Below are 13,871 nucleotides of genomic sequence, written 5' to 3'. Positions count from 1 at the left end.
CAAGCAAAACAATTCATTATGACTAAAACTTACTTACCTCCCCAAGAGAGTCTAGACCGAAAATGGTATGTGGTCGATGCCGATGGCCAGCGCCTAGGTCGTTTAGCCACAGAAGTGGCTAGTATCTTACGAGGCAAAAATAAACCCACCTTTACTCCCCATATGGACGTTGGGGATTTTGTCATTATTGTCAATGCCGAAAAAATTCAGGTGACGGGTAAAAAGCGGGAGCAAAAACTCTATCGCCGCCATTCCGGTCGTCCAGGGGGAATGAAAACCGAAACGTTTGCCAAATTGCAAGGGCGAATTCCAGAACGCATTGTGGAAAAAGCAGTTAAAGGAATGTTGCCTAAAAACTCTTTAGGACGCAAGCTGTTTACCAAGTTAAAAGTCTATGCGGGGCCCAAGCATCCCCATGAGGCACAAACCCCGGAAGTTTTAGAACTGAAAACCGTACCAGGAGAAGATAACTAATGCAAGCTACTGAGAGTCAAAAAGATCGGGCTGTTTATTGGGGAACTGGACGGAGAAAATCCTCTGTTGCTCGCGTCCGTTTGGTTCCCGGTCAAGGGGAATTGAAAATTAATGGTAAACCGGGAGATTTATATCTCCAGTTTAATCCCCAATATCTGGGAGCAGCTAAAGCTCCTTTGGAAACCTTGGGTCTGGAAAATGACTATGATGTTCTGGTGAATGTGAAAGGGGGGGGATTAACGGGACAAGCGGATTCAATTCGCTTGGGTGTGGCTAGAGCTTTGTGTGAACTCGATCCAGATAATCGCCAACCCTTGAAAATTGAAGGGTATCTGACCCGCGATCCGAGGGCAAAGGAGCGGAAAAAATATGGCTTACGCAAAGCCAGAAAAGCTCCTCAATACTCGAAACGGTAAGGGTAGATGCGGGTTCATCAGTTTTTCCCTTTTTTTACCAAGATGTAGGGGCGGGTTCATCAGTTTTTCCCTTTTTTTACCAAGATCTGAGTGAACCCGCCCCAACCCGCCCCAACCCGCCCCAACCCACCTGGGAAGCAATTGGAATTCGATATATAATAGGGTTTAAACCCACGTAGTTGCTAGTGTTTTTGAAAGTGTAATCATCATGCCTAAATCTGATATTCACCCCAAATGGTATCCGGAAGCCAAAGTGTATTGTAATGGCGAATTCGTGATGACGGTGGGTTCGACTCAACCGGAAATTCACGTAGATGTTTGGTCTGGAAATCATCCGTTTTATACGGGAACTCAGAAGATTATTGACACGGAAGGACGGGTTGAACGGTTCCAGAAACGGTATAACTGGATGGGAAGTAAGAAGTAGCAGCCATTGCGATTGGTCTTTGTGGGTTGTAGGGGTTTAACCTACAGTCCATGTATTATTCCCTGCTGTACCTCGACTCCGCTCGGTAACCGTAAATAACCTCAATCTTGGACACCTGACATAATGGCTGAAGCATATCTTCTTGACAAACTAACTTCTGTTGAACAGACGTTTAATGAATTGACTCGTCGGTTAGCCGATCCAGATATTGCCACCAACCCAGATGAGGTACAAAAGGTGGCAAAGGCTCGTTCGTCTCTAGAAGAGGTGGTGAATACCTATGAGGTATGGAAACAGGCTCAAGAGGAGTTGACGGGAGCGAGAGAGATCTATAAGGAGTCAGGTGGCGATCGCGAGTTGCAAGAAATCGCCGCTTTGGAAGTGCAGGAGTTAGAGACGAAAATCGATCAGTTAGAACATCGGTTAACCATTTTATTGCTGCCCCGCGATCCCAACGATGATAAGAATATTATGTTGGAAATCCGTGCTGGAACGGGGGGAGATGAAGCCAGTATTTGGGCGGGAGATTTGTTGAGAATGTATTCCCGCTATTCAGAAGTACAAGGCTGGAAGGTGCAACTGGTGAGCGAGTCCCCAGCAGAAATGGGGGGATTTAAGCAGGCGATTTTAGAGATTAAAGGTGAGCAGGTTTATAGTAAGCTCAAGTTTGAAGCGGGGGTTCACCGGGTGCAACGGGTTCCGGTGACGGAAACGGGGGGACGAGTGCATACCTCAACGGCGACGGTGGCGATCATGCCAGAAGTGGATGAGGTGGAAGTGGAAATTGATGCTAAAGATGTAGAAATTAGTACAGCTCGTTCCGGCGGCGCGGGTGGACAAAACGTGAACAAGGTGGAAACGGCGGTAGACTTGTTCCATAAGCCGACGGGGATTCGGGTGTTTTGTACGGAAGAGCGATCGCAGTTGCAAAACCGAGAACGGGCGATGCAGATTTTGCGGGCAAAATTGTATGAAATGAAGCTGCAAGAACAGCAGGATGCGGTGACAGATATGCGGCGATCGCAGGTAGGGACAGGTTCGCGATCGGAAAAAATCCGCACCTACAACTACAAAGATAATCGCATTACCGATCACCGTCTGGGTCAAAACTTTTCCCTTGGAAGTGCCTTAGAAGGCAACATTGAAACCTTAATTCAAGCTTGCATCACTCAAGATCAGCAACTGCGTCTAGAAGAACTTGCCAATCAAACCGTTCAAGCTTAAGAAAACATTCAAAGGAGTATGAATCCAGAGTTGCAGGTAAAAACTGATTCTAATTTATCAGAACTTTACAAGGAAGATTTCTATTTATGGGTACAGACAACAGCGCAGTTACTCAAAGAAAGGCAGCTCGATCGAATCGATTTTGAGAGTGTGATTGAAGAAGTTGAAAGCATGGGGAAGCGAGAGAAAAAGGAGCTAAAAAGCAGGCTGACAACTTTAATTGAACATCTTTTAAAAATTGAATACTGGGAATCTGAAAAAGCGAATAATGCCAGAGGATGGCGACAAACCATCGTTGAGCAGCGCAGGCAAATTCAATATCTATTAGAAGAGAGTCCTAGCCTCAAAGTTTTGTTAATTGAGGTCTGGACTCAGTGTTATGGAAATGCGAGGCAGGATATTATTAGGAAGTATGAACTCGATCCGGAATTATTTCCAGTTGACCCCAAGCTGACTGTAGATAATCTCCTTGATGAAGATTATATTCCAGAGTAAATCCTGAGAGGGGCTACTATTGATTCTCAGTTTTAACCGTTAATACTTGGGGAGGAGTTGCATCAGGGGGATAAATGAGATCAACCTGTACCTGTTGGCGATCGCCGGGAGGCAGGGTTAGCTCTAATAAGGGTTCTCCCCGTTGTCCTCGCTGTTGTACCAAATGCATATAACGTTCCGTCTCTTGTCCCTGGGAATTTCGATGGACAATTCGCACTGTTCCCCGGAAAAAGATCCGCTCTTCTGGAGGCTCTAAAAACATTAACATTCCCTGGGTTCCATCATCTTTTAAGGGCGTTTGCAAAGCGATGGTCACCTTTTGGGCTTGCTGGGTATTGTTATATAAAGGCAACGTCAAATTATACTCGACTCCATAATTGCCATGGCCAAAATAGGCGGTATCCGGATAGCGGGTTAACATGGGAGCGCTTTGGATTTGCCCTGTACCCAAGCGACCGCGATGCAATAAACTCAGACCGTAGGCGATCGCCCGTCCGGGTTCTGGAATCGTTAAATCCTCAGATTGGGGAGTATCCGTTAACGTGGTTGTCCATTGCGATCCCTGGGAAATACCCGCCACGCGACCATAGATAAACCGAGCGGGAAAATTAGTTGTTTTATTGTCAATGGGGGTCGGTCGTAAATCTCGCGGCCCCGATAACGTGCCATTGACCAATAAATTCTGCCATTCTTGCAGGGTCGGTACGCGCTCCGTCCCGTCCGGATTTTTCGGAGAAAGCATGGCTAAATTCGCCACATAAACCGGGCCATCGGTTTCCACTCGCAATAGGGTTGAACGACCATTAGAAGTCGGCAGCACTGTTCCCGCAGGAATGGGAAGATTCATCAGTTGAGTAATTTCCCTCGGTTGAATCACCATCACATCGGGCCAAGTCCCTTGCTTACGACCGCGCAACACATCCCCCGCGGCCCGACTTCCTGGCCCGGAAAAGATGGTTCCTAAGCGATTATCGACCACTGGGGGCAAGTCGATAAAAATCGCATCAGGGCGAGTTAAATAACTGGCTCCTTCCAAAACTCTGAGAGTAATGGGTTTATCCGTGGGGTTATAGATTAAAATCCCTTGAAAAAAGGAACGAATTTCCGCTTGAGTTCTTGCGCGAGAAATGTGATGGGCAAAAATATCAAATCGTCCCTCTAGGGGATAATCCAAGTGGGCTTGGGGATAGCGCATTCCCTGTTTGGGAAACGTGGATAAGAGAATGCCTTCGGTTTTGACCAGTTCGGGACTATTACTGTTAAAGACAGGAACCTGATCGAGTTGACCGGATAGGGGTCGAATTTCAGTGGGTTGGAGGTATTCAAATTGGGGCAAGGGAGGAAGCTTGGGAATTTGTTCAAGGGGATTGAGGCGCTCTGGTGGGGGAAGAGGGGGAGGGGTGGGTGTAGGAGTCGGTTCAGTAGTCGGTTCAGTAGTCGGTTGAGGAGCGCGATCGATCGGTATGGGAGCGGGTTCAGAAGGCGGAATCGGAATTTGGGCGAAAATCAACAAAGAAACTAATGGCAGCATGGGGTTGCGGTAGGGTTAATTAACGATAACTCCAAAGGTGTACAAGGGTTTACTTGATTAGGCGATATTCGGCGATCGCTCCATCAAGTCCCGATTACCAGCACCTGGCGCTCTACATTACTCCCTCGGATCTTGATTGAGATCGGGGAAGTTTTGATCGCTGCTGTCTGGAACTTTTTTCCATTAACCGGATCAAGTTTAAACCTATATGATAGAGAAGTTTGAACATTAAGACCAGATCATGGAAGATACGGCAATGAAACGGATGATAGAACAACCCCAATTCAGATTAGCTCATGGGTTCGCGATACTCCTGGGGAGTCGCTTTGCGATCGCCCTAATTGCCAGCACGGGAGTGGCGATCGCAGGGTTTAGCCTCTCTGCACAAGCAAACCCCAATTCTCTCTGTCGAGGGAATTTTAGTGGCCCAACATTAACCGGTGAAGGGACTTGTACGCTTCCGAGTGGGACTCAGTATCAAGGGCAACTTGTGGAGGGAATTTTTCACGGTCAAGGAACCCTGCGCTTTCGCAATGGAACTCAATGTCAAGGAACCTTCCGCAATGGGAAGTTACAAGGGGATGGGGTGTGTTCGTTTCCGGGACGATATCGCTATGAAGGACAGTTTCAAAATGGCCAGCGTATGGGCCAAGGGGCGATCGTCTTGAGTACAGGAACGCGCTGTGAAGGAACGATGCAGAATCAGCAGTTGAATGGGATGGGGACTTGTGTCTATCGAAATGGCGATCGCTATCAAGGAGCCTTTCGTAATGGTCGTCCTGATGGTCGTGGGTCTCTCAATTTTGCCAATGGAACCCAATGCAGTGGTGCGTTTCAGGATGGGCAATTGAACGGGTTTGGCACTTGTCTTTTTCCCAGTGGCAATCGTTATGAGGGCAATTTTCGCAATGGCATGAAACAAGGTTGGGGCGTGTTTACTTATACCAATGGCACGAAGTTAGAGGGCAACTGGGAAGCGGGAGTGCTGAAACAGTAGGGGCGATCGCTCAGATATAATCAAGCCAGAACGGTGTAATCCACAATATTGCTATGTTTAAAGACATTACGGTTAGTAACTTTCGATGCTTTAAGGACATCAGCATCCCTAACCTAGAGCGAGTGAATTTAATTGGGGGAGTGAACAATGTGGGCAAAACGACCCTGCTAGAGGCGATCGCCCTATCAACCAGCTTAAATTCCCTAGAAACTCCCCTAAGACTCAACTTTGACCGGGGAATTGTCCGTCACCCCAACTTTAATATAGAAGAGATTTGTGAGTGGGTATTTTATGAAAAGCGATCCGATCGTAGTATTAAAATCAAGATCGTCGATCATAAGGATATAAACTCTGATCTGAAGTTAAGCTTGGATAAGGCTTCAACACCCAGAATATTGCCTTTAAGTTTAAGATCTAATACCCGAAAGTTTTTCAAAGACTTAAAATTAGAATTCAAACAAAACAATCAACACTTAGTTTTTACTATTTTTCTGACACTAGACAAAGAAGATGCTAGTGAAATGAGACTAGGCATTGAACAAGAAAGTATTCCCGAAGAAGCGGAAATAGATTTTTTTGATGTCATTTATTTTATCAGTAGTCGAACAAAAATATCTCCCAGTGAGGATGCAGAAAGATTTAGCGATCTAGAAGCCATAAATAGACAGCAGGAAGTCGTCGATATTTTGAGAATCTTAGAGCCAAGATTAAAGCGTTTAGCCATTTTAGTGAATGAGGGAATTCCTATGATTTATGGAGATGTAGGAATGGAATCTTTAATTCCTATTGCCGTAATGGGAGAAGGAATGAGCAGATTACTTTCTATTATTCTGTCGATCATGAGTATTAGTGATGGCATCTTGTTAATTGATGAAATTGATAATGGTATCCATTATTCTGTTTTAGAAAAAGTTTGGCAATCAATTGCCCTGGCAACTCAAAAGTATAATACCCAGATTTTTGCCACTACTCATAGTCGTGAATGTATTCTCGCTGCTCATCAAGCCTTTTCTCAGTTTGAATCCTATGATTTTCGTTATATCAGGCTAGAACGGGAAAAAGATTCTTCTTTGATTAAATCTTTAGTCTACGACCAAGAAACTCTAGGGACTTCTGTAGACCTGAATCTGGAGATGCGTTAATGAGTCAAGTCAGCAAAACCGTAACCTTTAATAAAACAAAGGTAATCCTTGGCGAAGGAAAGGATGAACAATTATTTTTCTCCGGGTTGATCAAGTATTTAGGGCTTGAGGATATTCAGATTGAGAATTATGGTGGAAAAGGAAATTTAAAAAAGTTCTTAAAAACGGTTCCATTAATGCCTGGATTTTCCAGTGTTGTGGCTTTAGGCATCACGGGCGATGCGGATGATTCATTTACCTCTAAATCTCAAAGTATCCAGTGAATGCGTGGTTAGCGAGTCAAGATCAACCAGATAAGCGTTTAGGCGAAGCGGCGAGAGCAGGCTATGTTAAGTGGGAACATCCAGCATTTAGAGACTTGATTGAATTTGTACAAAATCTCTGAAAATTGTAGTGGATTGTTTCAGCTAAAATAGGGCAATAGCTCCCAGTGTTTAGAGGTAATATTAAATCCATTGCCCTGAATGCGGCATTTTTAGCGGCTGATGCCCAGGAACCGGTAAAAATGAGCTATATTCTGGAAGCAACCCAGATGGAATATTTGAAAACTGGGCGATCGCTCACTCGCATGGAAACCCAAGGTTGGGATCTGGGTGTAAGCTGACCAGAGATCAACACATCAACTATGATAGAGGATCATCAATTCGGTGGAAATCGATGATCCAGAGCTTATTCCCTCATGTTCGCCAACAGATTCAATCCTGGTTTACGAAGGCTCAAAAAACAGTTGATCCGGAGGAAGATTTAATTGAGTTACCGGATACTCTCTGGGCGGAGTTAAGCCAACGTCTTGCGTCCTTATCGAGTCCTACAGCTTATCAAACCACGATTCAAGAGGCGATCGCCACTGGGGTGACAACCTGGCAAAAAAATTTAGAGGCAGCCAATCATGTGGTGATTCTCGCTCATCCCGTAGAGGCGATCGCCAAAATCTTACAGGATAGTTTCGCTCATTGGGACTCCCCCCCCGCTTTAGAGATTCTGACTCCCTTCTCTGCTCTCCATCGTCCCCAGAACCCCCTCACCCTGACGCAACGTATCCAACAAGCCCTACAACCCTATCCTCATATCCATCTCAACCCTAGCCAAGAAGCCGATCATTCCCTGGATGTAGACGCACTCGAAGAGCGCCAAACCCTGATTGTGATTCCCTGTTTAGAACAATGTTTCCTGCGATCGATCGGGGGTTGGGAGAGTGTCGAATTACTCCGAGACTTGATGATTCAGAATCCCCAATGTTTTTGGGCGATCGGTTGTAATCATTGGGCGTGGGATTTCCTCGATTTTGTCTGTCAAGTGAGCGCTTATTTTAGTCAGATAGAGACCTTACCCAAACTTGATGCTACTCTACTAGAAGAGTGGTTAAACCCCATCACTCAAACAGTTGTGGCTCCTAAGTTACTCTCTGGAGAAGATGCTGAACCGACCAAAACCTATTGGGAAGCCTTAGCCTCTCAATCATCGGGAGTCAGTCAAATTGCTACTTACTTGTGGTTGCAAAGTTTGCGAATTAAACCCGATGCCGTTCAAGACGATCGAGTTCCTTCCTTGAATAACCCGGAAATGGTTTTGTATGAAACAAAACCTTATTTGCCTAGTTTACCAAGTTTAGAGCCGAGCGATCGCTATTTGCTCCACTCTGTTTTAATTCATGGTTCCATCACCCGCAGCCATCTCGCCCTCAGTTTGGGGGAATCTGAAAGTCAAATTCAGGCAAGAGTACAATGGCTTTTACGCGCCGATCTGCTCGAAGCGAAACAGGGAAGCTTATCTGTGCAACCGAGTCACTATCAAAAAGTGGTTCGGGAACTGAGTAATAATAATTTCTTTGTGGGTAAAGACTAAATGATCGCTATATTTTCTGGGGAGATTCTAGCATTCTTGGCTCAAGTAGAGTCCTCCCCGAATCTCCCGGAGCAACTACTGACGGATTTTACATTACCGAAAATTTTCCGAGCGCTGATCGCGGTGGCGATCGCCTATGGCAGTACCTCCGTAGTCGAAAAACTAACGACCTGGAGTTCCGAGCGAGTCCCTCGCCGGTTCCGACTGCTGATTAAACAATCTGTCCCATTCTGGAAAGGACTAATTTTAATTCTTGTAATTGCCTATCTACTCCGGCTATTTTTCAACCTCTCTGAAGCCAATTTAATCGCCTTAACCGGAACCATTGCCGTTGCCCTCGGTTTCGCTTTTAAGGATTATGTTAGTTCCATTATTGCCGGAATCATTGCCTTATTTGAAGCCCCCTATCGTGTCGGCGATCGCATTCAAATCCAAGACCATTATGGCGAAGTGATAAGCTATGGACTGCGCGGGATTCAGATTCAAACCCCGGATGATAATACAATTACTATTCCCCACAATAAAACCTGGACAGAACCCGTTTCTAATTCTAATGGCGGTCATTTAGAGGCTCAAGTAGCTACGGATTTTTATTTCGATCATGATGTTGATGATGAACGGGTGATCCAGATTCTCTATCAAGCCGCCTACAGCAGCAAATATACACAACTGAAACTTCCCATTGTTGTGGTGATGGAAGAAGAACGTTGGGGCACTAAATTTAAGCTGCGCTCTTATCCCATGGATGCTCGCGATGAATTTATGTATAAAACTGATTTAATCCGTCGAGCCAAACGCGCCTTTGCCCGTTATAGCCTGCCTTATCTCAAGCGATCGCTACATAGCCCAAGAGTAAATACTGAAGTTGGGGAGTCGGATTAGGGTAGGGGGAAGGTTCTGTTATTATACCTCATTACTGTGCAAAGTGCTGTAGGGGATGAGTCAAACCCTGATGCTGGCGTTGGCGATCGCGGAAACTGGCTTCTCGTAATCAAGTTTTAATTTTTAATTTTTGAGTTTTAATTTTTAATTGAGTAGATACAATAGCTGATTAGTGTTTTTAGGGTGATAAACCTATGGGTCGTGCGAAGAAAGTTGTTTTAGCCTATTCTGGAGGGGTTGATACCTCCGTTTGTATTCCCTATCTGATGAATGAATGGGGAGTAGAAGAAGTGATTACGTTGGCCGCAGATCTGGGCCAGGGGGATGAATTAGAACCCATCCGCAAGAAAGCTCTTGACTCTGGAGCCAGTGTATCCTTAGTAGCAGATGGGACAGAAACCTTTGTAAAAGAGTATGGGTTTCCCGCCATTCAAGCCAATGCCCTGTATGAAAATCGCTATCCCTTATCCACCGCTTTAGCTCGGCCGTTGATTGCCAAACTGCTGGTAGAAGCGGCGGAAAAATATGGGGCAGATGCGATCGCCCACGGATGTACCGGAAAAGGCAATGACCAAGTGCGCTTTGATGTAGCCATTGGCGCACTCAACCCCAACATAAAGATCCTCGCTCCTGCACGGGAATGGGGCTTTTCCCGCGAACAAACCATTGAATATGGGGAAAAATATGGCATTCCTGCACCGGTGAAAAAGAAATCTCCCTATAGTCTTGACCGCAACTTATTGGGGATGGCGATCGAAGCCGGAGTGCTTGAAGATCCCTATGCAGAACCCCCCGAAGACATTTATCAAATGACCAAGGGGATCGCCGATACCCCGAATGAACCGGAATATGTAGACATTGGGTTTGAAAAAGGTTGCCCCGTTTCCCTCAATGGTGAAGCGCTCCAGCCGGTAGCCTTAATTACCCAACTCAATCAAATGACCGGAAACCATGGTATCGGTCGCATTGACATGATCGAAAATCGTCTCGTGGGCATTAAATCCAGGGAAATTTACGAAACCCCAGCTCTTCTAGTCCTGATCCAAGCCCACCGTGATTTAGAAAGCTTAACCCTAACGGCTGATGTGACCCAATATAAACGGGGAATTGAGCAAACCTATAGTCAATTGGTCTATAACGGCCTTTGGTTCTCTCCCCTGAAAGCCGCTTTAGATGGCTTTATCACCAATACCCAAGAACGGGTGACGGGTACAGTCCGGGTGAAACTCTTCAAAGGATCGGCCACCATTGTCGGCCGCAAATCTGACAATAGTCTCTATAGTCTAGATTGGGCCACTTACGGCGAAGAAGACGTATTCGATCATAAAGCGGCTGAAGGCTTTATTTATGTTTGGGGACTCCCCACCCGGTTGTGGTCTCAACAAACCAGGGGCTAGAGCGATGGAGAGATGGGGGGATGGGCCTAAAAGCCTACTCCTACAAAAACCCAGTCAAAAGAATCCCCCCATCTTGCCTAGTCATCCAACTGTTGATGAGACTCAATAAAACTTTGTACGCGATCGCGGTAATCTTGCAGTAAACTATCCACCATCTCTGGATCGCAACCATCAGCGATAATATCCACCAGCGCTTCCCCAGCATCGGGCAAAATCAGCACCCAATGGTGACCATCAGAAGAGATGATTTTCACACCATCGACTAACTGCAATTGCTCCGGAGCATGGGTTTCCACCAAATAGCGCATCACTGCCCCCTTAGCCGTCCAAGGACAGCGAATAGTCGTCATCCGATGGGCAATAGGTGGTAATTTCGATCGCATGGTTTCCAAGGCTATTTCCTGTAATTTCAACATCTCCATCAACTTAGCCGTGGCAAACATGGCATCAAAACCGGGATGGAGTTGGGGAAAAATAAAGCCCATATCTCCACTGCCCCCTAACACCACATTGGGATTGGCATGACAGGCTTCCATTAAAGCGGCTGGATTGGCCTTTGTGCGAATCACCCGGCCATCATGGCGATGGGCAATTTCTTCCACAGCACTCGAAGCATGGATGGGAACCACCACCGCTCCCCTAGGATGGGCCGTTAATATCATTTGCATCATCAAAGCGGTGAGCATTTCCCCTCGAATCGCTGTTCCGGTTTCATCAATGAGGATAAATTTTTCGCCATTGGAGGACACTTGTACCCCCATGGTCGCATTCAGGGCAGCAACTACCCGCCCTAACTGATTGAGTAACTCTTCTTGCTCTTCTAAGGAAAGGGGTTTGGGGTTTAAGCTGGCATTGAGAACCACCGCGTCACAGCCAAATTTGGCCAGCAGTTGGGGCAAGACTGCGCCACTAACGGCAAAAGCATAGTCAATGACGATTTTAGAGGACACGGTTTCGATCGCTTCTAAATTGAGATGTTTTTCAAAAGCCGACCTGTAGATTTGCAGAGTTTCCGAGGTATACGTGACCTTGCCGACTTCATACAGGAGTGATCGCCGCATATCCTCTTTGAAGAAACAACCTTCGATTTTCTTTTCCTTAGCCTTAGAAATATTAATCCCCTTATGATCTAGGAATTCAATCAGTAAGGAACTGCCCCGCTCTGGATGCAAACGCACATGAATTCCCCCTTCCACCCCTAGGGTCGGAATCACTGTACGGACGATGGGAATCGCCTTATTTTCCAGGTTTTGCACATCGACTCCCACAGACATCAACCCCGCAACCAGCGATCGCGTCACCATCCGCGAAATGCTTCGTTGATCGCGAGATACGGTGACTTCAGACCCTTGTGGCAAGGTGGAACCATAAGCCGCACCCAGTTTGACTGCTAATTCCGGGGTAATATCAACATTGGCGATACCGGAGACTCCCCGTTGTCCAAACAGGTTACGATGGCCCACATTACCCCAAATGAGATTCAGATTTAAGATCGCTCCCGCTTCAATTCTCTTATTCGGCCATACCCGCACTTGAGGAGAAACCCGCGCTTCTTCGCCAACCGTAGACAGAGAACCCACAATTGCCCCTTCTAACACATGGGCCCGACGGTCGATCCGAGTTCCTCGACCGACGACACAAGCTCTCAGATGGCTTTCATCACCAATAAAGGCCCCATTCCAGATAATCGGCCGCTTTAACGTGGCGTGGGAGCCAATGGTAACATTATCGCCAATAATGGTTCCGGGTTCGATATGCACATGGCTACCAATGCGGCAATTATGGCCAATTAGCACCGGGGGTTCTATATTTACGGTGGGATCGATCGCCGTATTGTCCCCAATCCATAAACCTGGCGATCGGTTCGGGTAAGGGACTTCTAGGTTAATTCGTTTGGCTAAGGCGCTATATTGGCTTTCTCGATAAGCGTCTAGATGGCCAATATCACACCAATAGCCTTCGGCTATATAACCATAAAGGGGTTGGTCTTGGGCCAGGAGAAAGGGAAATAAATCTTTAGAAAAATCTGCTTCTTCTTGGGGCGGTAGATAATCGAGAACTTCCGGTTCTAAGATATAAATTCCGGTGTTAACCGTATCAGAGAATACTTCACTACTGGAAGGTTTTTCTAGAAATCGTTGAATGCGACCATCTCGCCCCGTAATGACCACACCAAATTCTAGGGGATTAGGAACACGGGTTAAAACCAAGGTAGCCATGGCTTTTTTTTGGGTGTGAAAGGCGATCGCCGCCGTTAAATCGAAGTCGGTGATACAATCGCCACTAATGACGAGGAAAGGCGATTTCAATAATTCTGACACATTTTTTACACATCCAGCCGTTCCCAGAGGTTGCTCTTCTTCAACTGCGTAGGTCATTTGAATGCCAAACTCTCGCCCATCTTGGAAGTGATTCCGCATCACATCGGGTAAGTAATAGAGCGTAGTAATCACTTCATCAATGTGATGCTGTTTCAGTAGACGGACAATATGCTCGGCGATCGGTCGGTTAAGGACGGGAACCATCGGCTTGGGAAGCTCACAGGTTAAAGGTCTTAGCCGGGTTCCTGAACCACCCGCCATTAGCACTGCTCTCATAAGACGCTCCTCTAGTTTAGGGAATGGGGAATGGGGAATAGGGAATAGGGAAATTAACTAAACTTAATGATAGTGACGATCAACACTTATACAATTTTGCTAGAACTGTAGCATACTCTCACGATCCTAAACGGAGAGTGGGCCAATGGACTAGATTAGGAGCGGTAACCAGATGAAGCTATTGATTGTGTTGGGACTCGTCGGCTATGCGATCGGGGTTTGGAAGTTTTGGAAGGGCTATTCTCGCACCAATTTTACGCCAGGATTGATGAATAAGGTTCTCCTTTCCCTGGGTTGGCCGGTGTTGGTGTTTAATGGCTCCTATCGTCGCAATTTTAGAAAGGCTTTGAAATAATTAAAATTGGGTAATGGGTAATGGGTAATCGGTAATTGCCTATTCCCCATTCCCTATTCCCTATTCCCTATTCCCTATTCCCTATTCCC

15 protein-coding genes are annotated in these 13,871 nt (G+C 46.2%); 13 read left to right on the top strand and 2 right to left on the bottom strand.

Features of this window, described 5'->3' with window-relative positions; genetic code table 11:
- The first annotated feature begins 18 nt into the window (after window positions 1–18).
- The 5 genes from rplM to PMG25_RS05085 all read left to right on the top strand — a co-directional run bounded on the left by rplM (window position 19) and on the right by PMG25_RS05085 (window position 3,036).
- Complete coding sequence (rplM, locus tag PMG25_RS05105; protein ID WP_283765829.1) at window positions 19–474, top strand: 50S ribosomal protein L13; 456 nt, start codon at window positions 19–21, stop codon at window positions 472–474.
- Entirely contained in the window at window positions 474–890 is a 417-nt protein-coding gene (rpsI, locus tag PMG25_RS05100; protein WP_283755965.1) for a 30S ribosomal protein S9, read from the top strand. Before rplM ends, rpsI begins: the two co-directional genes overlap by 1 nt.
- A gap of 208 nt (window positions 891–1,098) precedes the next feature.
- On the top strand, window positions 1,099–1,317 hold the full coding sequence (gene rpmE / locus PMG25_RS05095; protein ID WP_283761647.1) for a 50S ribosomal protein L31: 219 nt from the start codon (window positions 1,099–1,101) through the stop codon (window positions 1,315–1,317).
- Window positions 1,318–1,440: 123 nt separating this feature from the next.
- Window positions 1,441–2,541, top strand: a complete 1,101-nt coding sequence (prfA, locus tag PMG25_RS05090; RefSeq protein ID WP_283765828.1) for a peptide chain release factor 1 — start codon at window positions 1,441–1,443, stop codon at window positions 2,539–2,541.
- 18 nt (window positions 2,542–2,559) lie between these two features.
- Complete coding sequence (locus PMG25_RS05085; RefSeq protein ID WP_283765827.1) at window positions 2,560–3,036, top strand: DUF29 domain-containing protein; 477 nt, start codon at window positions 2,560–2,562, stop codon at window positions 3,034–3,036.
- Window positions 3,037–3,052: 16 nt separating this feature from the next.
- Here PMG25_RS05085 and PMG25_RS05080 read toward each other — a convergent pair whose 3' ends face one another.
- Window positions 3,053–4,567: a DUF3370 domain-containing protein gene (locus PMG25_RS05080; RefSeq protein WP_283765826.1), complete on the bottom strand. Its 1,515-nt coding sequence runs from the start codon at window positions 4,565–4,567 to the stop codon at window positions 3,053–3,055.
- 256 nt (window positions 4,568–4,823) lie between these two features.
- Here PMG25_RS05080 and PMG25_RS05075 point away from each other — a divergent pair, with 256 nt between their 5' ends.
- The 7 genes from PMG25_RS05075 (at window position 4,824) to PMG25_RS05045 (ending at window position 10,830) form a co-directional block, all read left to right on the top strand.
- Window positions 4,824–5,564 (top strand): MORN repeat-containing protein, encoded by a 741-nt coding sequence (locus tag PMG25_RS05075; protein WP_283765825.1) that lies wholly within the window; start codon window positions 4,824–4,826, stop codon window positions 5,562–5,564.
- Window positions 5,565–5,617: 53 nt separating this feature from the next.
- The gene (locus PMG25_RS05070; protein WP_283765824.1) at window positions 5,618–6,706 is read left to right on the top strand and encodes an AAA family ATPase; all 1,089 of its coding nucleotides are present in this window, start codon (window positions 5,618–5,620) and stop codon (window positions 6,704–6,706) included.
- Window positions 6,706–6,969, top strand: coding sequence for a DUF3226 domain-containing protein (locus PMG25_RS05065; RefSeq protein ID WP_283765823.1), 264 nt, complete (start codon window positions 6,706–6,708; stop codon window positions 6,967–6,969). The genes PMG25_RS05070 and PMG25_RS05065 overlap by 1 nt, the downstream gene beginning before the upstream one ends.
- A gap of 167 nt (window positions 6,970–7,136) precedes the next feature.
- Window positions 7,137–7,310, top strand: coding sequence for a hypothetical protein (locus PMG25_RS05060; RefSeq protein WP_283765822.1), 174 nt, complete (start codon window positions 7,137–7,139; stop codon window positions 7,308–7,310).
- A gap of 53 nt (window positions 7,311–7,363) precedes the next feature.
- A complete protein-coding gene (locus PMG25_RS05055) occupies window positions 7,364–8,551 on the top strand; it encodes a hypothetical protein (protein ID WP_283765821.1) in 1,188 nt (395 codons plus the stop codon).
- Complete coding sequence (locus PMG25_RS05050) at window positions 8,552–9,433, top strand: mechanosensitive ion channel family protein (RefSeq protein ID WP_283765820.1); 882 nt, start codon at window positions 8,552–8,554, stop codon at window positions 9,431–9,433. It abuts the gene before it with no gap.
- A 194-nt stretch (window positions 9,434–9,627) separates the two neighbouring features.
- Window positions 9,628–10,830 carry an argininosuccinate synthase gene (locus PMG25_RS05045; RefSeq protein ID WP_283765819.1) on the top strand — a complete coding sequence of 401 codons (1,203 nt, stop codon included), beginning with the start codon at window positions 9,628–9,630 and terminating at the stop codon, window positions 10,828–10,830.
- A 77-nt stretch (window positions 10,831–10,907) separates the two neighbouring features.
- On the opposite strand, the gene PMG25_RS05040 is transcribed toward PMG25_RS05045, so the two are convergent.
- Window positions 10,908–13,427, bottom strand: coding sequence for a mannose-1-phosphate guanyltransferase (locus tag PMG25_RS05040; protein ID WP_283765818.1), 2,520 nt, complete (start codon window positions 13,425–13,427; stop codon window positions 10,908–10,910).
- Between the two features lie 172 nt (window positions 13,428–13,599).
- Between PMG25_RS05040 and PMG25_RS05035 the strand changes: the two genes are divergently transcribed.
- On the top strand, window positions 13,600–13,782 hold the full coding sequence (locus tag PMG25_RS05035; RefSeq protein WP_283765817.1) for a hypothetical protein: 183 nt from the start codon (window positions 13,600–13,602) through the stop codon (window positions 13,780–13,782).
- Window positions 13,783–13,871 lie beyond the last annotated feature (89 nt).

This window comes from Roseofilum capinflatum BLCC-M114, from assembly GCF_030068505.1.
In the GTDB taxonomy this organism is placed as follows: domain Bacteria; phylum Cyanobacteriota; class Cyanobacteriia; order Cyanobacteriales; family Desertifilaceae; genus Roseofilum; species Roseofilum capinflatum.
This window is presented reverse-complemented; position numbering and strand designations above follow the sequence as displayed.

Bases quoted from the DNA above. Each gene is read 5' to 3' on its own strand.
- rplM (WP_283765829.1), top strand. From the start codon at position 19: ATGACTAAAACTTACTTACCTCCCCAAGAGAGTCTAGACCGAAAATGG.
- rpsI (WP_283755965.1), top strand. From the start codon at position 474: ATGCAAGCTACTGAGAGTCAAAAAGATCGGGCTGTTTATTGGGGAACT.
- rpmE (WP_283761647.1), top strand. From the start codon at position 1,099: ATGCCTAAATCTGATATTCACCCCAAATGGTATCCGGAAGCCAAAGTG.
- prfA (WP_283765828.1), top strand. From the start codon at position 1,441: ATGGCTGAAGCATATCTTCTTGACAAACTAACTTCTGTTGAACAGACG.
- PMG25_RS05085 (WP_283765827.1), top strand. From the start codon at position 2,560: ATGAATCCAGAGTTGCAGGTAAAAACTGATTCTAATTTATCAGAACTT.
- PMG25_RS05080 (WP_283765826.1), bottom strand. From the start codon at position 4,567: ATGCTGCCATTAGTTTCTTTGTTGATTTTCGCCCAAATTCCGATTCCG.
- PMG25_RS05075 (WP_283765825.1), top strand. From the start codon at position 4,824: ATGAAACGGATGATAGAACAACCCCAATTCAGATTAGCTCATGGGTTC.
- PMG25_RS05070 (WP_283765824.1), top strand. From the start codon at position 5,618: ATGTTTAAAGACATTACGGTTAGTAACTTTCGATGCTTTAAGGACATC.
- PMG25_RS05065 (WP_283765823.1), top strand. From the start codon at position 6,706: ATGAGTCAAGTCAGCAAAACCGTAACCTTTAATAAAACAAAGGTAATC.
- PMG25_RS05055 (WP_283765821.1), top strand. From the start codon at position 7,364: ATGATCCAGAGCTTATTCCCTCATGTTCGCCAACAGATTCAATCCTGG.
- PMG25_RS05050 (WP_283765820.1), top strand. From the start codon at position 8,552: ATGATCGCTATATTTTCTGGGGAGATTCTAGCATTCTTGGCTCAAGTA.
- PMG25_RS05045 (WP_283765819.1), top strand. From the start codon at position 9,628: ATGGGTCGTGCGAAGAAAGTTGTTTTAGCCTATTCTGGAGGGGTTGAT.
- PMG25_RS05040 (WP_283765818.1), bottom strand. From the start codon at position 13,427: ATGAGAGCAGTGCTAATGGCGGGTGGTTCAGGAACCCGGCTAAGACCT.
- PMG25_RS05035 (WP_283765817.1), top strand. From the start codon at position 13,600: ATGAAGCTATTGATTGTGTTGGGACTCGTCGGCTATGCGATCGGGGTT.